Genomic DNA, 26,641 nt, shown 5'->3' on the forward strand with positions numbered 1-26,641 from the left:
TAGTAAAGTTCACACTCAGGCACCACACTGGAACCTATCTATCTTTCAAAAGTGTTATAATTTAGAAAATTAAAATTACCGGAGGAGTTCCGTATGCCTCAATCCATTTCTGATAAGAAAGAGGATTTACTAAATGATGAGCACCTTAAAGTGAAAAACTGGATGACACCCAGCCCGTTTTGTATTCAGCCTGGTCAGACGCTGGCAGAAGCTTCAAAAATGATGGCGGATCTTCATCTGGAAAGCCTGCCTGTCACAGATGAGAGCAATCGCTTAGTTGGAATGATCACTTCCAGGAAGCTGCTTAACTACTTTGCCCAGGGCAACCCGGGTGATGCTTTAATTGGCTGCATTCCTAAATCGAATCAGGCAGCTGTCCGGCCGGATGATTCCATTCTTGATATTATGTCGCTTCCCTACGATCAGCTTCCTGTCACGGGTGAAGATGGCGAGCTCCTTGGCATTCTGACAGCCAGAGATATTCTGGATGGGCTCTCCAAATACCTGTATAAGCTAAGGCAGCAGCATAATTCCGCGGGTGCACTTGGCGCTATTTTGGAAAGTGCCTATGAGGGAATAGCGGTTGTCGATGAAAACGGCATTCTGCAGGAATTTAACGAAGCCTATAGCCGTTTTACCGGCATAAAGCGGGAGGATGCGATTGGCAGGCATGTCACAGAGGTAATTGATAACACACATCTTCATGAAACGGTCAAGACCGGGATAGCTGAACGGGGGGTTCTCCAGAACATCCAGGGCCATGACATGGTGGTGCACCGGATTCCCCTCTGGAAGGAAGGACGGATTGCCGGCGCCATCGGAATGCTGATTTTTGAGGGAGTCACAGAAGTTTATAAAATCTATGAAAAGCTGCAGGAAAATCAAGATGCCAAGCCGGATCTTTTCACAAAGAAAAAGGAAAATGACAGCCGGGTCACCCTTGACCAGATCATTGGGACAAGTGAAGGAATTACGGAAGTGAAGCGGCTGGCACGGAAGGCTGCCAGGACTGCGGCTACTGTCCTTATAACAGGAGAAAGCGGGACGGGAAAAGAGATGTTCGCCAAGAGCATCCATCACCTCAGCCCATTTTCCACCGGGCCATTCATCAGTGTTAACTGCGGGGCCATTCCGGAGCCTTTATTCGAGTCTGAACTGTTTGGCTATGAAGAAGGCGCCTTTACCGGGGCGAAAAAAGGCGGCAAGCCCGGGAAGTTTGAGCTTGCAGACAATGGCACGATTTTTCTCGATGAAATCGGAGAGATGCCGCTTGTCATGCAGACCAAGCTGCTGCGGGTCCTGCAGGAAAAGGAAGCTGAACGTGTCGGCGGTGTGAGAAAGTATCAGATTAATGTCCGAGTTATTGCCGCGACAAACCGCAATCTAATGCAAATGGTTGAAACCGGAGAATTCCGGGAGGATCTTTATTACCGGCTGAACATCATCCAGCTCCATATCCCTCCGCTGCGGGAACGGAAAAAGGATATTCCTGTCCTGCTGGTCCATTATCTGAAGGAAATCTGTGAGCGGTACCAGGTTCCTGGAAAACTATTTACATCTGAGGCGGTGAACGCTTTTGTCCAGCATCCGTGGAGAGGGAATATCCGGGAGATGGTAAATACGGTGGAACAGCTGGTGACACTGGTTGATGGGAAGGTCATTGACTATCATCATTTGCCGGAGATGCTGAGAAAGCCGGAACCCACTTTGAAAAAAGTGGATCGGACTGCAGGGTCTATTGAGGAAGCTAAATTACTGGGCAGCCAAAGAGAGTCTGAAATTATTCTGGATGCATTAAGAAGAGCAGGCGGAAATAAATCGAGAGCTGCCGATTTGCTTGGAATTCATCGGACAACTCTCTATCAAAAACTGAAAAAGCATAGAATAACCTGAATGTAGTGTAGTGGTGTCGCTACAAAAAATCTACATTTGTAGTGTAGTGACTACACTTTCCAAAAAGAAAACACTGGCTTTACTGGGTTTCAAAGTTGGCACGCTCCTTGCAAGTATAAGTAGTAATAGAAAAAAAGGGGTGGAATGTCCAATGGAGAAACCAGCAGTTTTCCGGGTGCCGGAAGCGATCTTTTATGGAAGGGGATCTTCCGAAAAAGTTGGTGCTGAAGCAGCGCTCAGAGGGAAAAACGCATTAATAATCAGTGATAAAATAATGGATCAGCTTGGATATGTAAGTGAATGCAGAACCTATCTTCAGGAGGCGGGCGTACAAAGTGAGGTCTATCTGGGGGTCGCATCAGAGCCGACTGACGAGTATGTGGCAGAAGCACTCGAGCTATTTCAAAAACAGCAATGTGACCTGGTTATTTCAGTAGGCGGCGGCAGCTGTATCGATACAGCAAAAGCCATAGCGGTTTTAGCAACAAATGGCGGCTATATCGGCGAGTATATGGGAGGAAAGAAACTGGCACAGAATGCACCGGTTCCTCACATAGCGATTCCGACAACTGCTGGGACTGGCTCTGAGGCGACAGATGTAACCGTTATCAAAAATTCATCCAATGATGTCAAAATGATGATCAAACAGCCAGCTTTTATGCCGAGCGTGGCGATTGTGGATCCGCTGCTTACCCTTTCATCCCCAAAGAATGTCACATCGGCAACCGGGGTCGATGCCCTAAGCCATGCGGTTGAAGCGTATCTCTCCAAAAAGGCACATCCGATGACAGACACAATGGCGATATCAGCCATGAAGCTGATCGTGGAAAATATTTTAACCGCATACAATGAGGGGGACAATGTCGATGCCAGGGAGGCGATGAGCCTAGGATCCCTGCAGGCTGGAATGGCGTTCTCGAACGCATCGGTATGCCTTGTGCATGGGATGAGCCGTCCAATTGGCGCATTATTCCATGTTCCTCATGGAATCTCAAATGCGATGCTTCTGCCGGCTGTTCTTGAGTTCAGCCAGGAAGCATGTGTGGACCGTTTAGCGGACATAGGAAGAGTACTTCAGCCTGATAATGAAAGCCTTACCAATGAAGAAGCTGCAGAAGTGGCTGTTCAATCCGTCAAAGAGCTTTGCCGAAAATTAAATATTCCTAACTTAAGAGGATGGGGAATAGACGAGGAAGCCTTTACGAATGCGGTTGGCAAAATGGCAGACGACGCGATCGACAGCGGCAGCCCGGGCAACAATCCAAGAGTTCCGGCTAAGAGCGAACTCGAAGAGCTTTACCATGTTTGCTACGATTATCAGTTTTCCTCTGAAACCGAGAAAGTGTAACAGGGGGACATACAGATGATTGGAATGCTGGGGTTAATCGCTTCACTGCTTCTATTAATGTATTTAACTATGAAAGGCGTAAATATTATTATTGCCGCCATCATCAGTGCAGTTGTGGTTGCTCTTACAGGAGGGCTTAACCTTGAGACAGCCCTGACAGAGCATTACATGACAGGCTTTACAGGTTATTTTTACTCGTGGTTCCTCATCTTTTTATTGGGAGCCATATTCGGAAAAATCATGCAGGTAACCAAGGCGGCTGACAGCATTGCGAATTGGGTCAAAGATACACTTGGGCCATCAAGAGCGGTATTTGCAGTCGTGGCGGCAGCAGCCATCATGACTTACGGAGGCGTCAGCTTGTTTGTTGTAGGCTTCGCCGTTTATCCAATTGCTGTGTCACTATTTAAAGTGGCCAACCTGCCGCATCGTTTTATCCCGGCGGCATTGGTGTTCGGATCCATCTCCTTTACGATGACAGCACCGGGCTCGCCGGAGATCCAAAACCTGATTCCGACCGAGTTTTTCGGAACAAAGCCGACAGCGGGCGGAATCATCGGGGTGTTAATGGCACTTTTGATCATGGTAATAGGCGGTATTCTGCTTAGCCGGATGGTGAAAAAAGCGGTCAAAAATGGCGAGGTTTTCTCATTGCCAAATCAGCCGTCCGGTGCCAATGAGTCGGCAGCAGCTCTTGAATCGGAGCTGGAAATGCAAAGGCCAAATGCTGCTCCGGCAGGGAAAGATTATCCTCATGTGATCATGGCCATCTTACCGCTGGCATCAGTAATTGCGATTTTAAATACGGCTGCCAACTTCACTTCTTCGACGGCGGCCGCATTGATCTCTCTGACAAGCGGCATCGTTCTGGCATGTGTGCTGATGATGAAATATTTAGTCGGATTCTGGGAGGCGCTTGCCAAGGGTGCCCAGGATGCCTTAGTTGCCGCAGCTAATACATGTGCTGTTGTAGGCTTCGGAAGTGTTGCTGCTCAGGTTGCTGCGTTTGACACCTTTGTGGATGCTCTGGTAAATATCCCGGGACCGCCATTAATGGGACTGGGGATTGCCGTTACTCTGATATGCGGTATTACCGGGTCGGCATCAGGCGGCTTAGGCATTGCGCTGCCGATTCTGGCGCCAATGTATCTGTCACAAGGACTGGACCCAGGTGCCATGCATAGAATTTCAGCCCTTGCATCCGGCGGATTGGACTCACTGCCGCATAATGGCTATGTCGTGACAACGATCCGGGCGATATGCGGAGAAACCCATAAACGCTCCTATTGGCCAATATTCATTCTAAGTGTAGCAATGCCAACGGCTGTACTATTCCTGGCAATATTCTTATATTCAATCTTTTAATTTCGAAAGGGGATTTTACTTATGACAGCGACAACAACAACGGTATTAAAAAACTTTATTAATGGCGAATGGGTGGACGCTAATACTGATAAATTTGAAGTGGTGCCAAATCCGGCAACAGGCGAGGAGCTTGCCCGCACACCGATTTCTACACGTGAAGATGTCGACACTGCTGTACAGGCTGCTAAGGAAGCTTTTAAAGTCTGGAGTAAAACGCCAGTGCCAAAAAGAGCGAGAATTCTATTTAAATACCAGCAGCTTTTAATAGATAACTGGGATGAGCTGGCAAAGCTGATTACACAGGAAAACGGCAAAAACTATAAAGAAGCCTATGGCGAGGTGCAGCGCGGAATTGAATGTGTGGAATTCGCTGCAGGTGCTCCATCTCTCATGATGGGCAAGCAGCTGCCGGATATTGCGACAAACATTGAATCAGGCATGTACCGCTATCCGGTCGGAGTCATTGGCGGCATCACACCTTTCAACTTCCCGATGATGGTTCCCTGCTGGATGTTCCCGCTCGCGATTGCCTGCGGCAACACATTTGTACTAAAGCCATCTGAGAGAACGCCTATCCTTGCTAACCGCCTGGCAGAGCTGTTCACAGAAGCGGGCCTTCCAGCTGGCGTTTTCAATATTGTTCATGGCGCACATGACGTGGTAAACAGCCTGATCGACCATAAGGATGTACCGGCAATCTCATTCGTTGGCTCCCAGCCCGTTGCCGAGTATATCTACAAATCAGCTACAGCAAAAGGCAAACGCGTCCAGGCGCTGGCTGGTGCCAAGAACCACTCAATCGTGCTGCCTGATGCAGACCTTGACGGAGCGGTTAAGGAAATTATCGCTGCTGCGTACGGTTCAGCAGGTGAAAGGTGCATGGCCTGCTCTGTAGTAGTAGCTGTGGATTCCATTGCCGACGAGCTTGTTGCGAGATTAAATGAACAGGCGAGTCAGCTGACAATCGGAAACGGTTTGGATGAAAATGTATTCCTTGGCCCAGTCATCCGCCAGGAAAACAAGGAACGCACAAGCAATTACATTGAAATTGGCGAAAAAGAAGGAGCAAAACTTGTCCGTGATGGCCGCAAAGACGAAGCATACCACGAAAACGGCTACTTCATTGGACCAACGATTTTTGATAAAGTAGATCCATCAATGAAAATCTGGAAAGAAGAAATCTTCGCACCGGTACTTTCTGTGGTACGTGTAAAAAATCTTGAAGAAGCAATCGAGCTTACGAACAAATCGGACTTTGGAAACGGTGCATGCCTATTCACTGACAGCGGAAGCAGCGTCCGCTACTTCAGAGAAAACATCGAGGTCGGCATGCTCGGAGTGAACATCGGCGTACCGGCGCCAATGGCTTTCTTCCCATTCTCCGGCTGGAAAAACTCCTTCTACGGAGACCTCCACGCAAATGGAACGGATGGAGTGGAATTCTATACGAGGAGAAAGATGCTGACTGCACGCTGGTAAAAATAAGATTGATGAGACACCTGCCATAAAAGGCGGGTGTCTCTTTTTTTGAACACATAGACCCAGATATTTTAAAAAAGAGTGAAAAAGGTCACAAAATTTCGCGTTTTCTGTCGATATAATAAAGGAGTATATAAGAGATGGGGAGATCAATGATGTTCGGAAAAGGAAAGTTGAAGCAGCTGGAAGATGAAAAGCGGGAACTGGAAGCAAAACTCCAGGTTGCTGAAGAAGAGTTTCAGCGCAGAGAAAAATATTACCAGACACTAATAAATTCTTTTAATGAAGATTTGACAACTACAGTAAGCCAGCATGAAATGGTCAATGGTCAGCATTATATGCTGGGCGACCTGGTTCTGAAAATAAAAGACGGTTTTGAAAATGTAAAAAGACATAGCGAAGCTACTTTTTCAAACAGCCTCACTTTATCAGATAAAGGGGGAAATCTGATTCAATCTGCAAAAGAGATGGTAAAAAGCTCGGAGGAAGGCCGCGGATCCGTCAGCAAGTCTGAACAGCTGATTAAGCAGCTGGGAGAGCAGCTGGAAGTGAACTCACAGAAAATGGAGGCGCTAAGCAAACGGTCAAAAGAAATCGAGATGATTGTTCAGGTCATTAAAGATATTGCGGACCAAACGAATCTCCTGGCATTAAATGCATCCATTGAAGCGGCACGCGCAGGCGAACAGGGAAAAGGATTTGCGGTGGTAGCGGATGAGGTCCGGAAACTGGCCGAAAGCACAGCGACGAGCACAGCGAATATCAGCGCCCTAACGAAAAACATTCAGGACGATATTGAAGCAACACTGAGCTCAACAGTCGCAAGCACCGAGTTAATTAAAAATGGCATGTCCCTGAGCGGCCAAACGACCAGCAAAATTGATTCGATTACGAACCTGATCCGTACAGTTGAATCAGAAGTGGGTGAAGTGATTGAAATGATCAACATTCAGAAGGGGTATTCCGAGGAAGTAGCTGGTGAGATTGCGGATACAAAGTCTGTTTTTGATCAAGTGAAGGAACTGATTCAGAGGCATATTGACGATGCCAGGGTGGTTGACGAGAAACTTGAAGGCGCCATCTCGCAGGTTAAGGCGGTAAATTACTAAAAGGGGTAAAACTATGAAAAAGAAAAGACAGAAACAAAAAGGGTCACTGTTCTCATTTACGATTAGAAAAAAATTATTGCTCTCATTTATTATTATTCTATTAATTCCTTCTATTTCAATCGGCTACATATCCTATCAGAAAGCACATGATGAGATAAAGAATCAGATTACCATGAGTGCAGATGAGAATGTTAAAATTCTTGATCAATTTATTATGAACTTTATTAAACCTAAGATGGAGGATACAAATTACTTTTCCAAGCGGATCAAAAAAGATTTTTATACAGAGGAAGAATTAGATAAAACAACAAATGCTTTTAGCCAGTATAAAGAGCTCCATCCGGAGGCAGTGGCTATTTATGCCGGCTCTGAAAATGGCGATTTGGTTATCTACCCCCGTGCAGATCTGCCAGCTGACTTTGATGCCACCACACGCCCCTGGTATCAGGGAGCAATGGAGGCAAAGGGAAAAGCCTTCATTACAGAGCCATATGTTGACGCTGTCAGCGGAAATATCCTCATTACTGTAGCTCAAAAGCTTGGCGACAGCTCCGGTGTTATTGGAATTGACTTAAGCCTATCTGCTCTTAGTGAGCTATCCAATAACATTAAAATTGGAAAAGAGGGATATCCTGCCATCTTAAGTGCAGAGGGAAGCTTTTTAGTACACCCGCAGGAGAAGCCGGGCACACAGGCAGAGGGAAGCTGGCTGCCGGAAGTCCTGGAAAAGGAAAAAGGGCAGGTTGAGTACACGCTTGATGGCGTAAAGAAAGAAATGCATTTTACTACCAATGGCCTGACAGGCATGAAGGTACTCGGCACGATGAACCTGGGAGAAGTGACGTCAGCTGTCCAGCCTATTTTAGTGTCGACAATCATTTTTATAGCAATCTTCGTCCTTGTGGGTGCACTTGTTTCTTACATTATTGTCCGTTCGATTACCCGCCCGCTCAATCAGCTGATCGCCGCAACCGATAAAGTCAGCGAAGGGGATCTGACCCAGAAGTTTATTGTCAGGAACAACGATGAAATCAGCAAACTGGGTGTCAGTTTTAACAAGATGGTCCTATCGCTGCAGCAGCTGATCAACCAGGTGAGCGAAAAAGCGGTCCACCTGGCATCCTCATCGGAACAGCTGACAGCAAGCTCTGAGCAGAACAACATGGCAACAGAGCAGGTGGCCAATTCCATCCAGGAAGTAGCTTCGGCAACTGAGCAGCAGACAGAAAAAGTGAAAGAAAGTACCTCTGTCGTCAAAGACATGTCCGGCCGCATTCAGCAGATTATTCGTAACACAAATGTTGTTGCGGAAACGGCGAATGAGACAAATGAAGTTGTTGTAAAAGGAAATAAAGCCATCGACCTTTCAACAAACCAGATGAAAAATATTAATGTAACAGTCTCGGAACTGGGTTCAATAGTCCATACATTAGGGAAGCGTTCGGAGGAAATTGGCCAGATTGTTAATGTGATCTCTGCCATTGCCGACCAGACGAACCTGCTCGCGCTTAACGCAGCTATTGAAGCCGCAAGAGCAGGCGAGCACGGAAGAGGCTTCGCCGTTGTAGCCGATGAAGTCCGCAAGCTGGCAGAACAATCATCCAAGTCAACCGAAAGCATCCGCGAACTGATCTCAACGATTCAGACGGATACAAACAAAGCCATCTCTTCCATGGAAAAGGGCACGGCTGAAGTGGAAAAAGGAATCAACCTGGTGAACAATGCCGGAGATGCCTTCAGCCACATCCAGCAATTTGCCGACACCGTTTCAGGCCAAATCGCAGAAGTGTCATCATCCATCAGGGACATGGCCGAAGGCGCCGACCAGGTAGTGGAACTCGTCAGCGCAATCGAAGAAATTGCCGCAGTCACCACTGCCGAAAGCCAGGACGTATCCGCTGCTACAGAAGAGCAGCTGGCATCCATGGAAGAAATTGCGGCATCGGCTGCATCACTTTCGGGTATGGCAGAGGAATTGCTGGATTCTATTAAGAGGTTTAAAGTGGAGTAAATAGGATGGGCCCGCCAGGATTGGCGGGTCTTTTTTTGTGTGGCCGCGGGTTCGGAATGTGAACACTGCAAATAGATTGCGGAAACTGGCAAATAGATGCTTTAACCTGCAAATAGGACTGGAAACTCTGCAAATAGAACAGATAATTTACAAATAGTTAGCTGGATTCTGCAAATAGACGAACTGCATAAGAACAGAAAACGGCTTGCTTAGTAGATTTGCAAATAGAACCGTGGATTCCGCAAAAAGAAGAACTGCATACTGAACGGAAACGGCACACATAGTAGATTTGCAAATAAAACTGGGGATTCTGCAAATAAAAACGAAGTAAGCTGCAAATAGCAGACTGCATTCCGCAAAAAGAAGAACTGCATATTGAACGGAAACGGCACACATAGTAGATTTGCAAATAGAGCCGGAGATTCTGCAAATAGAACGGAGTAAGCTGCAAATAGCAGGCTTCATTCTGCAAATAGAACTGGATAATTGCAAATAGCAAGCTGATTCCTGCAAACAGACGAGCAGGAAAGAAATCCGGGAACAGTATACGATAATCAACTTGCGAATAGAGTCATAGATTTTGCAAATAGAACCGGGAATTTGCAAATAGACGCAGGCTTCCTGCAAATAGAGATCATTCCTCCCAAATAAAAAAAGCTGCAAAAGCGCATCCAGCGCTTTCGCAGCTCCGTTTAAGGAAAATAGATATCAATCCGATTCTTATCTCTCCGCATAATATAGTAATTTTGAAAATCCTCGCCTATCAATATATTACGATACTTCTTCGAGTTGATAGTTATGATCCGTTTTCTATTCTTGATAAAGTAAATCGTTCCGTGATGAACATAAATCTCATTAAAACTAATCCCATCCCGATCGATAAGTTCATCTTCATAATAGTAATTTAAAATAACATGCCGGTTCTTATAATCACACAAAATGGTCAGGTCCCTCACTTGTTTTTCCATACCCTCAAAACATACCCCCCGCATCCGCATTGGTCGATAAATTGAGAGTCCACTTTATTTCCGAAGAATATGAGCAGTGCTTCAGTTAGGTAGTTATCGGGATTTCCTAACTCAGCTGGTGTAACTATATTGACATAATACCCTTTAGCTGTCTGGCTTACTGCCGCCATCGCATCGTTGATCAGAAGCTCCAAATCACTAGTGTAATTACCATGCTCAAGTGAAATAGACCAGTTCTTTTCCATATTAGCACCTCAATTCAGCTTAATTATAAAATAACTTGTTGGAAAAAATTGTGAGGTGCATCACTGTTCAAGTGTTTTTCCGTAGATACGGTGTCTTTTATTTCTTTTAGAAGGAAGGTTCATCCTGGAGAGTATTCTTGAAGCAGTATAGGGGGATGGGATATGGGTGAATGAGCGGAATTCCGAGTTGGTAATTGACGGCTTAATAAGCCGGAAGTAGTCTTGGACTGCAGCCTCATGGGCTAAGGGAGAGGAGAATAAACACATTGGACAGTGCCATTTCCCCCAATGGAATATCATCGGAAGGGAAGTGCATTTAGGACAGCTGACACCAGTCAGAATTTCTTCAGCTGAGACATTGAATTGCTCGAGAATCTCGGATTGTACCGGGGTATGTTTTTTTAACAAAGTCCGGCATAGCTTCCGAATCTCCTTAGAATCAGTTTTTTCCTGAGGGTACTTATTTTCAATGCCATTCATTTTGGATAAAAGGTGATGAGAGTGTAAGACTTTCTTAGATATTTGCAGCGGATCTGTCTCTGCCTTAATTATGGTGGAAGGATGGCTGATTACAACTAAAAAATCAAGAGGAATGCGAGGAAATCCATTAAGATCAAGCCAGTTTCTAAACTGGTTCGTCTGATGAAGTGCTTGTGAAATGGGGTCAGGAAATCCTTCCTCTTTGTCGTTTTGGATGCGGATGACTTGCTGGAAATGAGGGTTGAAAATCAAGGTTCCTGTCCAATTTTTAACTTCCAATATGAGTGCAAAATTTGCCGTGAGCAGCAATGCATCGATTTGAAAAAATTGCGATCCGTTTGATAACCGCAAATCATGAAATATCCAATACTTTTTAGGTTCCAGAAAGCTTAAGTAATAAAATAATCTTTCTTCTCCCTTAAATCCCGCGCTTCTCTTTTTATATTCTGAGATCACTTTCTCACGTGAGGGGTGCTGTTCGGGGATTCTTCTTACCAACGCTTCAAGCTGGAGGTTTATTTCGGGGACTTTCAGACTTTTACTAATCAAGTATAGCTCTCCTTTCTGTGTTTACTTAGTTATTTTCGATATAAATGTCTATATACCTCTTTTAGGTGGGAGTCTATTTGCAAGTTTTCGTGCTCTATTTGCAGATTCTCTACCTCTATTAGCCGCGGGCACTTCCACGGTTTCTCTATTTGCAGGAAGCAGGTAGCTATTTGCAATTTTCCGGTTCTATTTGCGCAAAATCCCCTTCTATTTGCAGAATCACTCATCTATTTGCAACCTTCCCCACTCTATTTGCAAAGTTCACAATCGACAAATTTCGGGTAGTGCCTATCACCAAGGGGCGAGGGGACAAAAGTTATTCAATGGAAACCCGGATTGATCCCAATCCAGTTAAAGACTGGATGAAGTGCCTTTTACAATAGCTGCAAAATCAGCATTTTAATTGCCCACGCATATACTAAGATATATATATTTCCATAGCTTATTTCATTGAAGAAGCCTCCAGATGCTTTGGTCAGAATCATTGTCATAAAACGGAGTTGAAAAAATGAGCAAATTAGAAGAGTTTATTAAAAATGAAGGCCATGTCTTTCCAGGCAAAACATATGCAGAAGAACTGCTAAAGCCCGTTTTTAATGATCAGCGTGACTATCTGTTCCATGTCATGTTCGATATCCACCGGGCACATGTGATCATGCTGGCAGAACAGGGAATCATTCCGAAAGAAGAAGCAAGAACCATGCTGGAAGGTATTAATAAAGTGGCAATGTCAGACACCGGCTCATTATCCTATCAGCCACAATTTGAAGATCTCTTTTTTATGATGGAAGCGAAAATAGGAGAAGAGATCGGTGATGAGCTGGCCGGGAAAATCCATATTGCCCGGAGCCGGAATGATATGGGGATCGCTATGTACAGGCTGGTCCTGAGAGAACACCTGCTTCAGCTTTTGGGCAGTGCCTATCAGCTTAGTGAGGCATTGCTTGAGCAGGCGGATGAGCATAAAGAGACCTATATGACCGGGTATACCCATACACAGCCGGCCCAGCCGACCACGTTAGGGCATTACCTGCTGGCTGTTTATGATGTCCTTCAAAGGGATATCAACCGGCTGTGGGCAGCCTATAAAACCGTAAACAAATCCTCTCTTGGCGCAGCTGCCCTTACAACGACCGGCTTCCCGATTTGCAGGGAACGCACGCGCGAACTGCTGGGATTTGAGGAAATTATCGAGAATTCATACGACTCGATTGCGGGAGCCGATTACCTGCTGGAGACGTCCTCTGCCCTGATGACCTGCATGGTGAATACCGGCCGGTGGATTCAGGATTTCCTTCAGCATGTAACGAGAGAGTTTGGCACTTTCCAGGTGGCGGATCCTTACGTACAGGTAAGCAGCATTATGCCGCAGAAGCGGAACCCGGTTTCCATTGAGCACTCCAGATCCATTGCCAGCAGCGCCTATGGTGAAGCGTATGCTGCCATGAACATGGTCCATAACACGCCATTCGGCGATATCGTCGATACAGAAGATGATCTGCAGCCCCATCTGTATCGCGCTTTTAATAATGCCAATCGGGTATTAAAGCTGATGTATGCCGTGATTGCTACATTAAAGGTCAATAAAGACCATGCGAAAGAAATGGCCAAAAAGTCGTGCATCACGATCACCGAACTGGCTGACACCCTGGCAAGAGACTACAGCATCCCATTCCGGAAAGCTCACTACATTGCCAGCTATATTTCAAAACAAACGGTGAAGGATCAGAAAGAGCTATGCGACTGGAAAGTGGAGGATGTAAATGAAGTTATTCAGGGATATGTTCCTGTTACCCTGTCAGAGGAAGAGTGGAAGAAAATTATTTCTCCTGAATACTTTGTACAGATCCGCAGCCTCCAGGGAGGACCGAATCCGGATGAGGTCTCGAGAATGATCAAGGGTCGGAATGAAACCCTCACAGGGGACCTGCTCAGCTATGAGGGGACTGTGAGAGGGCTTAAGGAGAAGCGGGAGGATTTGATCCATTATAAAATTTAATTTTAAAAGCAGACCTTGCGGGGTTCGCCTTTTTTAAGCTTTTATTTCATGAAAAATATAATATGATAAGAATTATAGGGGGTGAGTGAGATGAAAAAAAGTTTACTCGCTGTACTCAGCTTAGGATTAATACTCGCTGTTGTTTATTTATTGGCTTCACGTACTGCAGAACCTGCAAAGCCGGTTATCCCTACTGTTTCCATGGAAAAGAGCATCTGTGAAAAAGTTTCAGAACAATTTGGCGAAGACTGCCAGCGGATTCTTTTGTTTGACCCCCATTCACGCTTGGTTTTTGCAGAAACCAATTCGGGAATTATCCCTGTTTTGACCAATCAGGAGTTTACAGAGTTTAAGAAGTTCATCTATCCGATGATGGATTTCCAGGAGTTTAGCGAGGAAAAAGGAGACAGGGGCGCCATCGACTGGCGGGCAGATAAAAAGTCTGAGAAGGGCCATTCCATCATATATGGATTTGCTGAGGATGATGCGAAGACCATCGTAATTAACAGTGAAGGCAATATCCAGCCATCCCGTTTTTGGGTTCGTGATAACTTGTGGGTTTGGTATGCTGTTTCCGAGAAAGATGAAATTAAACTGCCGGTTGAGGTTACTGTTTATGATGCAGAAGGCCGCATTGTTAAGGGAAATGAATAAGTATAACCCTCACTTCCTATTCTGTTAGGAAGTTTTTTTATTCTTTGAGTCCAGTCTTTGCAAAAACCTCCTTACATAATTCGGACTTCATTTTGTGTAATACAGGAGTATAATACGTAGTAAGCAGACAATTCGATGAATTTAGAGTCTGACTTTTGCAAACTTACAATTTTTAGACTCAGGTAAAGGAGGGAGCGCTCCCGATGATTCTTGACCAGCGCTGCATGGCGATTTTGACGAAAATGGTCCATGCGCCTTCACATGTTTCTCCACTGGAGCTGATGGAGGAATTACAGATTTCCAAGCGGACTGTTTATTATGATATTGACAAAATTAATAGCTGGCTAAAAGACCAGGGTTTAGATGAGCTGAAGTATGTTCGTGCTGCTGGATTTTTTCTCGATGAAGAAGAAAAGCAGCAGATTAAACAGCGGCTGCATTCGTTTGATAAAGCTGGCAGTTATGAGTTTTCGCGCAAAGAACGAATGGCCTGGACTGCCATCCTTATCCTGACCCGTGAGAAAACCATTTATCTTCAGGACCTGATGGATAAGCTGGGTGTCAGCAGGAGTACGCTTCTGGCAGATATCAAGGAATTAAAAAAGCAGCTAAGCCAGTTCCAGGTTCAGTTGAATTTCCATAAACCTTCAGGCTACTATATTGCCGGCGAAGAGCAGGATAAGAGGAAAATGCTGATACACTTCCTGTCACAGGTTTTAACCAACCGCGGCTGGAATGATCTATTATCTGAAGTCCAGTTAACCATCCAGGACACGCCTGGACTGTCACCTGAAATGTTTCAGCGTACTGATTTAGAGACGATTTATGAAATTCTGAATGAAAGTGAATCATTTTCCGGCGTTCATTACACAGATGAAGTGATGGAGACGCTGAGCGCCCATATATTTATGCTCATCAAAAGGTTTAACCAGGAAAAATACATCAAGATGGATCCTGTTGAAAAACAGGTCATTAAAGAAACGAAAGAGTACACCGCTGCTCAATTTATTTGCCGGAAAATTGAAAGCGGTTTCCATATTGAGGTTCCTGATGATGAAGCCTGCTATCTTGCAACTTACCTGTTAGGAGCGAAAATAAGCGACTATGATACACATGAGCTGGAAAATCAGGACCTTGCTATCCTCAAATCAATAGCAGTAGGAATGGTCGATGATTTTCAAAAGTATGCCTGCGTATTTTTTCAAAACCGCAAGGAACTTGAACGAAATCTATTGATTCATTTAAAACCGGCTTATTTCCGAATCAAATATGGGATTGAACTGGAGAATCCATTATCTAAATCTGTACAGGAGTCTTATCAGGACCTGTTTATTCTAACCAAAAAGGTGGTTCATCATTTTGAATACGTGCTTGGCAAAAAAGTATCGGATGATGAAGCGGCCTATATTGCGATGCACTTTGGAGGCTGGATTGATAAAGAAGGCGTCAGGGTGGAAGCCCGCAAAAAAGCGGCTGTGGTGTGTGCCAGCGGAATCGGCACGTCCCGAATACTTCAGAAACAAATTGAAGATCTCATGCCGTTTGTCGATGTGGCGAATGTATACACCGTCCGTGAATATGAGAAAGCGTCCCTGGCTGATTTGGATTTTGTCATTTCGACCACGCCAGTATCCCTGAAAAATGTACCGGTGTTTATTGTAAATCCGATTCTTAACCCATCTGAGAAGGAATCCCTGCTTAAGCAGGTTCAGGCATCAGAAAAAAAGCCTAGATCAGAAAACATAGACGCATTGATGGACATTATCCGGAAGCATGCAGATATAAAAGACGAAAGCATGCTGATCCAGGAATTGAAAGTTTACTATCAATCAAATAAAGAAGCAAAAAGTGAGGTGGATCAAAAGCCAATGTTAAATGAAGTTCTCACCGCCGATAAAATTTTATTTGCAGATTCTGCTGCAAGCTGGCAGGAAGCACTGCAAATGGCGTCACAGCCGCTATTGGCTGATCAATCCATCAGCCAGAATTACATTGATGCCATGATTGAAAATGTGAAAGAAATGGGTCCATATATCGTCATCGCACCTGGAATTGCCCTTCCTCATGCCCGCCCTGAAGCTGGTGTGAACAAGCTGGGAATGAGCTTTCTGCAATTAAAGGAGAGCTGTGCTTTTTCGGAAAAGCCGGAACATCAGGTTAGATTATTCTTTGTGCTGGCAGCCATCGATAATGAAACCCATTTAAAAGCATTATCCCAGCTGTCCAAAATGCTGTCTGACAGCGATAACCTAGAAAAACTCCAGAATGCTGATACAGCAGCTGACGTATTGGAAATTATTAATCAATATTCACAAGACTAAGGAGGAAATAAGAATGAAAAAAATTCTAGTTGTATGCGGAAACGGACTTGGAAGCAGCTTTATCGTAGAAATGAACGTAAAAACAGTTTTAAGCCAGATGGGAGTGGAAGCAGATGTTTCACATACCGATTTAACTACGGCTAAATCTGAAAAAGCGGATATCTACCTGGGGTCTAAAGACCTGATTTCCACTTTGGATGACGGAACAAGAACCATCATTGGTTTGACAAACATCCTTGATCAAAATGAGCTAAAAGCGGCATTGGAATCACAATTATCCTAATAGAGAAAAAAAGAGCAGGCGGAAAAATCCGCCCGCTGAAAAATAAAAAGAACAAGTACAGTATAACCTAAAAAACTGGTTAGATAAAAGAGAGATACAGAGGATTTAAAAAGGAGGGGTTAACATGTTTGATTTCATTATGAATGATATATTGGGCACACCCGCCATCCTGGTTGGCTTATTCGCCTTGTTTGGCTTGCTTCTGCAGAAGAAAGGTATTGCCGATGTCATATCAGGCACGCTTAAAACGATCATGGGCTTTCTCATCCTGAATGGAGGAGCAAGCATCTTAATAGGCTCACTTGATATTTTCGGAAAAATGTTTGAAAAGGCATTCCATATCCAGGGTGTTATTCCGAACAACGAGGCCATCGTTGCGATTGCCCAGCAGACATTTGGGAAAGAAACCGCGATGATCATGCTATTCGGGATGGTCATGAACATTATAATTGCCCGTTTCACACCGTTTAAATATATTTTCCTTACCGGACATCATACTTTATTCATGGCCTGCCTGATCTCAGCAGTATTTGCAACCGGCGGAGTGACAGGGCTTCCGCTGATCATTATCGGGTCTATTATTCTGGGATTATTAATGGTATTTATGCCTGCGCTTGTCCAGCCATATGTACGAGAAATTACGGGCAATGACAGCATCGCTGTCGGCCACTTCGGATCTTTCGGCTACTTTGTTTCCGGCTTTATCGGAAAGCGTGTAGGGGATAAATCCAAATCGACGGAGGATATCAAAGTGCCTAAATCACTTGGATTCCTGCGTGATACCTCTGTTGCGATGTCTCTGACAATGACGATTCTCTTCCTGGTTGTGGCGCCGATCGCCGGAAAAGGCTATGTAGAATCTGAATTGAGCGGCGGAGTGAACTTCCTTGTATTCTCGCTCATGCAGGCCATTACGTTTGCAGCAGGTGTCTATGTCGTCCTTGCCGGTGTGCGGATGCTGATTGCGGAAATTGTTCCAGCTTTTAAAGGAATCGCTGATAAAGTGGTAAAAGATGCGAAGCCTGCCCTTGATTGTCCGGCAGTGTTCCCTTTTGCACCAAATGCAGTTATTATCGGATTCCTATTCAGCTTCGTAGCTGGCTTGCTTTCTATGTTCCTTCTTCCATTATTCGGCCTGAAGATAATTGTGCCAGGTCTGATTCCGCACTTCTTCACTGGTGCGGCGGCAGGGGTATTCGGAAATGCGACTGGAGGCAGACGGGGAGCGATGATCGGTTCTTTTGCCAACGGTCTATTAATCTCATTCCTTCCGGCCTTATTGCTGCCGGTTCTTGGGTCACTTGGATTTGAAGGAACTACCTTTGGAGACTCGGACTTTGGGGTTGTGGGGATTTTATTGAGCTTCCTTATTAAACTATTTTCTTAATCCAGTTATTATTGGGACTTCACTTTGATGTGGAGTCCCTTTTTTGTCTGGGGGCAGGCCTATCTCGAACGAGGCTGTCCGTACTATATTTAATACTCATATTATATTATTTATTAAATTCAAGAAGTGCTGTGTTGCTTTTCCCTTTTGCAAACTTTCTTTTCTTCACCCTTTAATGCGTTGCCGCAACACCTAATACGGTATTGCAACATTTATCTGCTAAATATATAGTTAGAATATTACAAAAAGCAAGAAATACCATGACTGGGAAAATACAATATTACCGTGAATGCCATTGCACCCGGGTTTATTATGACAGATATGACAAAATCAGTCGCAGAACGGCTGGGCATTTCCTTTCAGGAATTAATTGAATCCAAAGTTAAGCACATTCCGGTTAATAGGGCAGGTACACCAGAGGATATCGCACAGGCGGCAAGCTTTTTTGCAAGTCCGGCATCCTCATTTATTAGTGGTCAGGTCCTGTATGTTGCCGGTGGCCCAAAAGCATAGGAGGTTATGAGATGAAGCATTGGAAAATTGCCCTGATCCCTGGGGATGGAATTGGCCCGGAGGTTGTGGCAGAAGGAGTAAAAGTATTAAAAAAAATTGAGGAATTGGATCCTGGTCTATCCTTTTCGTTTACGGAGTTCCCATGGGGCTGCGAGTATTATTTGGATAATGGAAAGATGATGGCTGATGATGGGATTGACCAATTAAAGGAATTTGATGCGATCTATTTAGGGGCAGTAGGCTATCCTGGCGTACCGGACCATATTTCACTGTGGGAGCTGCTTCTGAAGATCCGGAAGGAATTTGACTTTTGCACCCGGAGCTGACACCGCTTAAAAACAAAGGGGAAAAAGAGATCGACTTTCTGGTGATACGGGAGAATAGCGAAGGGGAATACGCCGGAGCAGGAGATTGGCTATTCAAAGGAAAGCCTGAGGAAGTGGTCCTGCAGACCGGTGTGTTTTCAAGGAAAGGAACAGAACGCATTATTCGCTATGCATATGAAGAAGCCCGCAAACAGAAAAAGACCTTAACAAGCATCAGTAAAGCAAATGCACTGAATTATTCCATGGTGTTCTGGGATGAGGTATTTATTGAAGTAGGGAAAGAATATCCGGATGTTAAAACTTACTCCTATTTGGTAGATGCTGCAAGCCTCTACTTTGTACAGCAGCCGGAAAGGTTTGAGATTGTCGTTACCTCCAATTTATTCGGGGATATTCTAACCGATCTGGGGGCTGCGATTACAGGTGGACTCGGGCTGGCTGCGGGAGCGAATATCAATCCTGAAAGGGAGTTTCCATCCATGTTCGAGCCTATTCATGGATCCGCACCAGACATAGCCGGGAAAGGTCTTGCCAACCCTCTTGCTGCCATCTGGTCCGTCAGCCAGATGATGGATCACTTTGGAGAACCGGCTTGGGGAAGCGCCATCCTGAAAACGATGAAAGAACTGCTTCATCATAAGAGTGCACTAACTCCGGATCTTGGCGGAAAAGCTTCAACCGATCAGCTTGGCAATGAATTTATGAATCTTTTAAGCAGTCATGCCCCGATTAAGGTTAATAGTCCTTCCAGTGGAGTTAAATAATAGAGAGAAGGGTTCCTATGATACGGTTTTCTCTCGTATTAAGTATGTGTTTTCTTTATATTTTTGAGGCATTTATGCCCAATATGTACATTAGCCTCATTTTTAAAATGGCAGCTGCAGCTGTATTTTTCACCATGATGCCTTTATTGGATAGGAAGGGCAGGATATTTACACTGGGACTATTCACTGCGGGGATTTGCATTCATTATGCAGTCGGAGACAGGGGCATGCTGCTGATCGAGGGCATCACTCAGAATATGGCCCTGCTGGCCATTCTCATTCTGGCACCGCTTCTGTCCATTCCTTTAAGAAGAGAAGGGATCATTGACACAGTAATGACGTATTTAAATGAGCTGAAAAACAGCCCCGCCCATACTTTTTATGGCATAAGCTCATTTATGCTGACTCTGGCTCCCATTTTGAACATGGGGGCCTTAAGGATTGTACACGGCTTTGTCGAAAACATCAAAATTCCATCCAAGTTATTATCAAGGTCTTACTATGTAGGATTTACACCGGCTGTTATTTGGTCTCCATTCTTTGCTTCAGTAGGAATTGTGTTGTTTTATTTAGATATCACATATCTTTCTTATGTAGCTTTTGGTGTGTTTTTTGCGATTTTGCAGATGGCAGTGGGGATGATTCTATTCCGTCCGGCTGGGGTTGTGGAGACTGCTGCTGCAATGGAGAGAGAAGCGGGAAACTCAATGCCTGAAAAAGGCAGGAAAAGGGATTTGTATACTCTGGCGGGATTTGTTTTTGGGCTGGTGCTCCTGCTGATAGTCATGGAGCAGGTTACCCAAAAATCGATGCTATTGCTGGTAAGCATGGTCTGTTGCATTGTGCCGGCAGGCTGGATGATTCTGAGGAATCAAAAGAAGGCTGTAAAGGAAGAGATTTCACTATATAAGAGTAAAATACTGGCACAGAAGATGGAGATTTGCCTGTTTTTAAGCGCGGGCCTTTTTGGCAACGCTGTATCACATACACCTGTAAAACAGCTGCTGGAATGGTCCATGCATTGGTCAGCACAGCAGTCTATCGGGATTTTATTCTCCTTCATCATTCTTTTTGTAACGTTTATGGCCTTTCTTGGAGTCCATCAAATCATAGTCATTCCGCTGATCCTAACTTCGCTGAACTTTGCGGAAATGCCTGATATTACGGTAGTCAGTGTGGCATTTATGTGCATATTCACCTGGATGCTTTCTTCTTCCATTTCACCTCTTAACGCCATGAATATCATCATCAGCCAATGTGTTCAAAAAAACGGGCTGACCGTTGCATTCAGATGGAATGGGTCATACTTTCTCTCTGTTACGGGGATGGCCTTTTTGTATGTTTATATACTGAATTGGCTTTAGCAGGGTGTGGAGTGCGGAGCCGGCTAAGCCACAAAAATTAAGGCACCTTTCGTATTCAAATAGAAAGGTGCCCTGTTAACTGCTATTTATTTTTAAGATACAGATTCCCATAAAGCTTATGACTTCTTCTTCGTTCTAGACTGAAAAAAGCTGACAGCTTCCAAAATAAATAATTTCTCCTGCTCACTCAGCATTGTCCAGTTTCCAGCTTTTATTTTCATTAGTAAGCCCTCCTCGATTTTTAATTCTCTCGTGACAAGGACATAGATGTAAAATTCTTACTTAACTATACCGCCTTTCTGGTCACTTGAAACAACAAAAGTTTTTGCAAATTCCGACACTTATTTTTGTAAAATAAAGACTAACCATCAGGGGAAATGGGGTATTAAGGGTCTTTTGCTATAATTTGAACTGTTATAGGACCCGTTTCTCCACAATTCTACCTATTTCCCAATATTTTGATTTTAAGTTAAAATAAAAGAATAATAGATAATTTTTTTGGGGGATACTTTATGGGCTATCGGGTACCGCTGCTTAGAGGGTTAAAGGAACCTTATATGATTTCACATCAGCTGAGAAAAGAGGAGAGACTATCAGGTTTATGGAAGCAGATTCTGCTGATCATGCTGCTGAGTGCACTGATATTTGGACTCAGTGCTTACTTTGGCATTGGGAGTGAGCAGACATCAAAAAGTCTGACTGATATGTCCAGAAGCGAGTATGAGCTGTACAAGCTGTTCTTTGGCGGCGGACAAATCGTTTACGGCATCATCTATGCTGCCATGATCATTTTCGTACCCTCCCTGTTATTTTGGACGCTGGTTGACGTTGAATACAAAAAGCTGATAAGCATTCAGCTGATGGTTATGCTGATCCTCTTAATAGAAAAGGCCATTAACATCCCGCTCTTTCTTTTTCTCGGATTAAACAGTGAATCATCACTATTTTCATTCGGTGTCATTGCTCAGGCAGCCTCATTTCCAGATCTCTTGATCTACACGTTTTCCGCCATTACACTATTTAAAATCTGGACATTTGTCCTGCAATATAAGTACTTAAAAGCCGTTTCCGAAAGAAGCCCTCGCTTCCTTATATTCATGCTGATCGGAACGCATCTGTTTTTCGTGATTGTCTCAGCGTTACTCTCATCCATTCAATTGGAAAAGTTAATTTAAGTGAGGGATCTTCTATGACATGGAAAGTGAGATTGCTGATTATTGGTGTAACGCTTTTCCTGGCTTGCAATATTGCCCTGATTTTCCTGAAAAGTGATAAAATCGGCAGAACCTACTATATTGATGAATGGACGGCAGTGAAAAAACAGGACCTTCTTGAAACTATGCCAGCAAAGGGAGTTCTGGCTCCGAAGGAAGAGCATCACCTATACTATGAGAATACAACAGGCACATTTAAGGGATTTCTTGTAGAAAAAGGGGACGAGGTCCAGGCAGGGACAGGCTTATTCGAATACTCACCGGATGACATAGCCATGACGAAGGAAAATTTTCAGATAGAAAAAGAAAAACTGGAACGTGAACAAACTGGCATAGAAAGTCATATCAGAGAGTTGGAAAGCATGCAGAGAACGCTTGCCCTTACACCTGCGGAAGAAGATGAACCCAATCCAAATGCATATATGATTCAAACGGTTGAGCGGGATATTGCTGAAAAGGAGCTGCAAGTCAGCAGGCTTGAAAGTGAAATCGAGAAGTATGAGGATTTGATGGATGCCGCGGACGAGAGTCTTTCAAATCTGACGGTGGAAAGTGAAGTAGCGGGAACAGTCAAAAGCATTCAGAATGACCTTGCCAATCCGGTTGTAACCATCATTTCAAATGAACAGAAAGTTGAAGGAATCTTTACCGAGCAGGAAATTCATAAAGCAGCAGAAGGAATGAAAGTATTCATCATTCCAAAAGGCAGCAGCAAAAAAATAGACGGTACCCTTGAAAAAATCATAAACTATCCAACATCAGAACCGCATGCGGAAACAGAAAGCCGTTATGAATTCACTATTAGCCTGAATGAATCACCTGAGTTTGAAAGTTTCCATGGAGAACACGTTGATTTGCGGATTGTTACAAATGAAGTGGAGAATACCATGACGGTCCCAGCCCAAGCGGTGAAGAAGGCGAAAAAAGGCACGTATACATATGCCATCCAGCAAAACGGCAGGCTTGAACGAAAGGTAATTGAAACAGGGCTGAAAATCGGACAGACCCAGGAAGTAAAAGAAGGGGTGGAGAAGGGGGAACTGGTTCTTCTCGATCGGCCGCCATTTCTCAAAACGGGCTTTCCATTCGCCACACCATTAGAAGTGGCGAAGCTTAAAAAGAAAGACTTAAAGGATTTAAGAAAGAAAGACATGCTGAAATACGCAGCCAGAGGACTTCTTTCCAGATAGAGAAAACCAGCAGCCATATATGCTGCTGGTTCTTTTATGGCCTAATAATAAGGATCCTCGTTACCGGATCGGGCTCTGAACAGAATGCCGATAAACATAGCCACGGCTGTAACCAGCCATACAATCATAAAGGCTGAGCCAAGTGTAAAGGAGTTGCTCGCATAATTCATGCTTTGTTCGGTATAGACAATATACACAAGGGGGACTGCATTCAAAAGGAAAAAAACGATAATTGCAGCCAGCTTGCCTGGCGTCTGATGATGGAACTTGGAATAAATTAAAAGAAGACTCATTAGTAATAAAGATAAGGATAAAAATGTAATAATGCCTACGATGTTCATTCCATCTCCTCCTTTAGACCCCGCTAGTTATAGTATTCTTCAAAATATATGTATATTCCTTCCAGAATATGAAAAAAGACACCTGTAAAAAGGTGTCCTAGTAAAATCTCTTAAATCCATCAAAATGTTTCTTCCAATAAGAATTATCCAGACTGGAGACTTCAACACCTGATGAGCCGGCGTGGATAAATTTATTATTTCCTACATAGAAACCTAAGTGTGAAATGCCTTTTTTATATGTATTCTCAAAAAATACTAAATCGCCAGGCTGCGGCGTATTCACGTAAAAAGAGCGGCTGTAGTAGCCTTCTGAAGAGTAGCGAACCATTTTGGAGCCTGTCTGCTTTAGAACATAATAAATGAACCCGCTGCAGTCAAAACCTGAAGGAGTTTGGCCGCCCCATTGATAAGGAACACCAACATGCTTCTGTGCTTCAGCCAAAACCGACGCTGCTGCCCCGCTTGTCTGCTCATTATTGTCAGGCTTTCCGCTGGAAACAGATTCATTTGAATCCTTGTCTGTACTTAAGTTAAGCTTTTGTCCAATCAGGATTAAATCAGAGCTTAATTTATTCCACGCTTTAATCTGCTGAACAGTAGTCTTGTATTTAGCAGCAATGCCACCTAGAGTATCCCCTTTTTTAACTATATATACCTCTGGGCTGCTGCCATTTGCAGGGCTTGACGGTGCAGGTGCTGAACCTGCCTGCTCTCCGGTATCTCCTGAGGTATTACCAGCAGATTTTGAAACCTTAAAGACTTGTCCAGGGTAGATTAAGTGGGTGCTAAGGCCATTCCAGCTCATTAAATCTTTTAAACTAATATTATGACTTAAGGCAATTTTAGATAGAGTATCCCCGCTTTTAACGGTATAAGTTTTAGCCGTATTAGCTGGTGCAGGTGCGGTGGTGCCGCCAGATGGCTGATTGGATTCAGGCTTCTCTGCTGCTGCCCCTGGTATTTCAAGTTTTTGATTGATTGATAGGAAATCGGAACTTAAGTTATTGGCTTTTTTAATATCTGTAACAGTCGTTTTGTATTTGATAGCCAGATGAAACAGGGTATCCCCTTTTTTAACTGTGTATGTATCGGCGGAAGCCTGAGAGGCAAAGGCAGAAGAAAGCATTGCTGCAGCAGCAATTGTGACAATCTGTTTTTTCACTTTTCCGAATCACTCCTTGGACATATTTTTGTACTATTTTACCACATATATCGTCCAAAAAGATCATATTTTTACATCATTATACAAAAAACTAACTATTATTTTACAATAATGAAGGACTGTCGACTTATGTCGAGATGACTATTGGATGTTTCTGTCGAAAATTGCCACTTTACCACGTATATAGTCATTATATCGTTCATCTCTTTGAAGACGGAAAATATCAAGAGCCTGCTCCATATATTTTTTTGCCAAAACAAACCGTTCCTGGAGTTCATAATTAAATCCAATATGATAATGCAGATGTCCCAAAAGAAATAACTGATCCTTTTCTAAGCAGCTTTCGATGGCCTCATGGCAGAGCTTGGTAGAGCGATCATAATCCTTTAAGTCTGTATAGGTTTTGGCCGTATTATAAAGAAGCCTGCTTCGGACGGTTTCATCATTCAAATAGATGATTCCCTCTAAATGATTCATTGCTTGAAGATAAACATCAAGGGCTTCCGTGTATCTTCCTGCTTCATATAGTAATATTCCTTTGCTATTCAGAATCTCGATTTCCCTTTCGCTCCACACCTTCTCAAATGTCAAATTGATGGCTCTATCAATAAATGAAAGTGCCTGCTCCAGCTGGTGATCGACATGATACTTGTAAATTCCTTTATGCCAGAGGAGGTTCTGGAAATTTTTCTTGTTTGATGTAAAGAGGGGATTCTTTTCTTCGGATTTCACAATCTCTTTTATGAGGGGGTAATCAAGGTTGCGCCTGGCGATTCTAAGCTGGTTATTAACCTCCTGCACATAATCAAGCCTCGGGGTCGTTCCGTGCTCAAAAAAATAATTGATATCAACACCCAGCCTCTGTGAAATGAAATATAAAGTGGATGCCAAAGGAAGGACATCGCCTTTTTCAATTTTGCTGATTTGCGCCTGAGTACATATATCCTTTGCCAGGTCTTTTTGGGAAAAACCTGCTGCTTTTCTTAACTCTTTGATTTTTTTTCCAATTACAGAAAAGTCCAAATGATACCCTCCTAAAAATATTCTTATAGTTATATTTACTATTGAAAATCCATATAAACAAGAGGTTTCTCTCTGAAACTCATGAAAAATGAGTAATTATCAATGATTCATGAATTGCATATAAGTGTTTTAATAAAGATGAGAATTGCTTTTAGGAGGAAACCCTAACTGCAACTGAAGTTACATCCTTTTAAATCTCCAATTTTTGCCGGTTCCAAATGAGGAAGCGGTTCTTTTTATTTTTTTTAATTGGAAAAATATTGTCAAATGATAAAAAAAGAAATAGAATGTTGTCATAAGATTGCTAGGAAAATAGGAGGAGTAGAAAAGTTGCTGGACAATGAGGGTAGTAGAACGATAAATGAACTTTTTTTGGAGATGCTTACAAAAGTATATGAAATCGGAGTTGGGGAAAAAGAAATGAGTGTAAACCAGCTTCTCTCAGAGATTGAAAATGACCTGAGAAAAATCGTGGGCAATTAACAATATCAACTAGACACAGAATATGGATGTATACATAACCCTTTATAGAAGGGTTTTTATTTTAGATTGGATAAAGCAGGCTACACTTTAAAGGAAGTCATTTATAAATTTTTTAATTAATGAAAGGATATTTGCCGGAAACATCGAATAATAATATAGTGGGGCTATTT

Annotated in this window: 20 protein-coding genes and 3 pseudogenes; 17 read left to right on the plus strand and 6 right to left on the minus strand. The window is 43.6% G+C overall.

The genetic code is table 11. The features are described from left to right. Positions 1–93 precede the first annotated feature (93 nt). The 6 genes and pseudogenes from CE058_RS15995 (at position 94) to CE058_RS16020 (ending at position 9,205) form a co-directional block, all read left to right on the plus strand. Positions 94–1,893: a sigma 54-interacting transcriptional regulator gene (locus tag CE058_RS15995; RefSeq protein ID WP_163143989.1), complete on the plus strand. Its 1,800-nt coding sequence runs from the start codon at positions 94–96 to the stop codon at positions 1,891–1,893. Between the two features lie 151 nt (positions 1,894–2,044). Beyond that, complete coding sequence (locus CE058_RS16000) at positions 2,045–3,241, plus strand: iron-containing alcohol dehydrogenase (RefSeq protein ID WP_163143991.1); 1,197 nt, start codon at positions 2,045–2,047, stop codon at positions 3,239–3,241. A gap of 15 nt (positions 3,242–3,256) precedes the next feature. Further along, entirely contained in the window at positions 3,257–4,606 is a 1,350-nt protein-coding gene (locus CE058_RS16005) for a GntP family permease (protein ID WP_163143993.1), read from the plus strand. Positions 4,607–4,627: 21 nt separating this feature from the next. Further along, positions 4,628–6,085, plus strand: coding sequence for a CoA-acylating methylmalonate-semialdehyde dehydrogenase (locus CE058_RS16010; RefSeq protein ID WP_163143995.1), 1,458 nt, complete (start codon positions 4,628–4,630; stop codon positions 6,083–6,085). 572 nt (positions 6,086–6,657) lie between these two features. After that, positions 6,658–7,194: pseudogene (locus tag CE058_RS25350) on the plus strand (methyl-accepting chemotaxis protein); the annotation flags it as partial. Between the two features lie 13 nt (positions 7,195–7,207). Next, entirely contained in the window at positions 7,208–9,205 is a 1,998-nt protein-coding gene (locus CE058_RS16020; RefSeq protein ID WP_163143997.1) for a HAMP domain-containing methyl-accepting chemotaxis protein, read from the plus strand. 692 nt (positions 9,206–9,897) lie between these two features. Here the strand turns inward: CE058_RS16020 and CE058_RS16025 are convergent. The 3 genes from CE058_RS16025 to CE058_RS16035 are packed head-to-tail and all read right to left on the minus strand — an operon-like array spanning position 9,898 to position 11,447. Beyond that, complete coding sequence (locus CE058_RS16025; protein ID WP_163143999.1) at positions 9,898–10,173, minus strand: hypothetical protein; 276 nt, start codon at positions 10,171–10,173, stop codon at positions 9,898–9,900. Further along, positions 10,158–10,418 (minus strand): CGCGG family putative rSAM-modified RiPP protein, encoded by a 261-nt coding sequence (locus tag CE058_RS16030; protein WP_163144001.1) that lies wholly within the window; start codon positions 10,416–10,418, stop codon positions 10,158–10,160. Before CE058_RS16030 ends, CE058_RS16025 begins: the two co-directional genes overlap by 16 nt. A gap of 60 nt (positions 10,419–10,478) precedes the next feature. Continuing rightward, a complete protein-coding gene (locus tag CE058_RS16035) occupies positions 10,479–11,447 on the minus strand; it encodes a nuclease-related domain-containing protein (RefSeq protein WP_163144003.1) in 969 nt (322 codons plus the stop codon). A gap of 508 nt (positions 11,448–11,955) precedes the next feature. Between CE058_RS16035 and argH the strand changes: the two genes are divergently transcribed. The 10 genes and pseudogenes from argH (at position 11,956) to CE058_RS16085 (ending at position 23,462) form a co-directional block, all read left to right on the plus strand. Continuing rightward, a complete protein-coding gene (gene argH, locus CE058_RS16040; protein WP_163144005.1) occupies positions 11,956–13,446 on the plus strand; it encodes an argininosuccinate lyase in 1,491 nt (496 codons plus the stop codon). A gap of 90 nt (positions 13,447–13,536) precedes the next feature. Further along, positions 13,537–14,100 carry a hypothetical protein gene (locus tag CE058_RS16045; protein WP_163144007.1) on the plus strand — a complete coding sequence of 188 codons (564 nt, stop codon included), beginning with the start codon at positions 13,537–13,539 and terminating at the stop codon, positions 14,098–14,100. Between the two features lie 203 nt (positions 14,101–14,303). After that, entirely contained in the window at positions 14,304–16,421 is a 2,118-nt protein-coding gene (locus CE058_RS16050; protein ID WP_163144009.1) for a BglG family transcription antiterminator, read from the plus strand. Positions 16,422–16,434: 13 nt separating this feature from the next. Beyond that, positions 16,435–16,704, plus strand: coding sequence for a PTS sugar transporter subunit IIB (locus CE058_RS16055; protein WP_048009155.1), 270 nt, complete (start codon positions 16,435–16,437; stop codon positions 16,702–16,704). Positions 16,705–16,828: 124 nt separating this feature from the next. Next, positions 16,829–18,091, plus strand: a complete 1,263-nt coding sequence (locus tag CE058_RS16060; protein ID WP_048009154.1) for a PTS ascorbate transporter subunit IIC — start codon at positions 16,829–16,831, stop codon at positions 18,089–18,091. Positions 18,092–18,355: 264 nt separating this feature from the next. Continuing rightward, a pseudogene (locus tag CE058_RS16065) lies at positions 18,356–18,604 on the plus strand (SDR family oxidoreductase); the annotation flags it as partial. Between the two features lie 11 nt (positions 18,605–18,615). After that, positions 18,616–19,694, plus strand: a pseudogene (locus CE058_RS16070) (isocitrate/isopropylmalate dehydrogenase family protein). 74 nt (positions 19,695–19,768) lie between these two features. Then, positions 19,769–21,058 (plus strand): hypothetical protein, encoded by a 1,290-nt coding sequence (locus CE058_RS16075; protein ID WP_286168029.1) that lies wholly within the window; start codon positions 19,769–19,771, stop codon positions 21,056–21,058. A gap of 512 nt (positions 21,059–21,570) precedes the next feature. Further along, complete coding sequence (locus tag CE058_RS16080; RefSeq protein WP_163144013.1) at positions 21,571–22,233, plus strand: hypothetical protein; 663 nt, start codon at positions 21,571–21,573, stop codon at positions 22,231–22,233. A 14-nt stretch (positions 22,234–22,247) separates the two neighbouring features. Beyond that, positions 22,248–23,462 carry an efflux RND transporter periplasmic adaptor subunit gene (locus CE058_RS16085; protein ID WP_163144015.1) on the plus strand — a complete coding sequence of 405 codons (1,215 nt, stop codon included), beginning with the start codon at positions 22,248–22,250 and terminating at the stop codon, positions 23,460–23,462. Between the two features lie 41 nt (positions 23,463–23,503). Here CE058_RS16085 and CE058_RS16090 read toward each other — a convergent pair whose 3' ends face one another. The 3 genes from CE058_RS16090 to CE058_RS16100 form a co-directional block, all read right to left on the minus strand. Further along, positions 23,504–23,803 (minus strand): hypothetical protein, encoded by a 300-nt coding sequence (locus CE058_RS16090; RefSeq protein ID WP_163144017.1) that lies wholly within the window; start codon positions 23,801–23,803, stop codon positions 23,504–23,506. Positions 23,804–23,900: 97 nt separating this feature from the next. Beyond that, a complete protein-coding gene (locus CE058_RS16095; RefSeq protein ID WP_163144019.1) occupies positions 23,901–24,965 on the minus strand; it encodes a LysM peptidoglycan-binding domain-containing protein in 1,065 nt (354 codons plus the stop codon). A gap of 141 nt (positions 24,966–25,106) precedes the next feature. After that, positions 25,107–25,988 (minus strand): helix-turn-helix domain-containing protein, encoded by an 882-nt coding sequence (locus CE058_RS16100; protein ID WP_163144021.1) that lies wholly within the window; start codon positions 25,986–25,988, stop codon positions 25,107–25,109. A gap of 330 nt (positions 25,989–26,318) precedes the next feature. Here CE058_RS16100 and CE058_RS16105 point away from each other — a divergent pair, with 330 nt between their 5' ends. Beyond that, a complete protein-coding gene (locus CE058_RS16105) occupies positions 26,319–26,471 on the plus strand; it encodes a YwzD family small protein (protein WP_156185131.1) in 153 nt (50 codons plus the stop codon). Positions 26,472–26,641 lie beyond the last annotated feature (170 nt).

Origin of the sequence: Bacillus sp. 22-7, from assembly GCF_010628845.1 — a bacterium.
GTDB classification, from domain to species: domain Bacteria; phylum Bacillota; class Bacilli; order Bacillales; family Cytobacillaceae; genus Cytobacillus; species Cytobacillus firmus_B.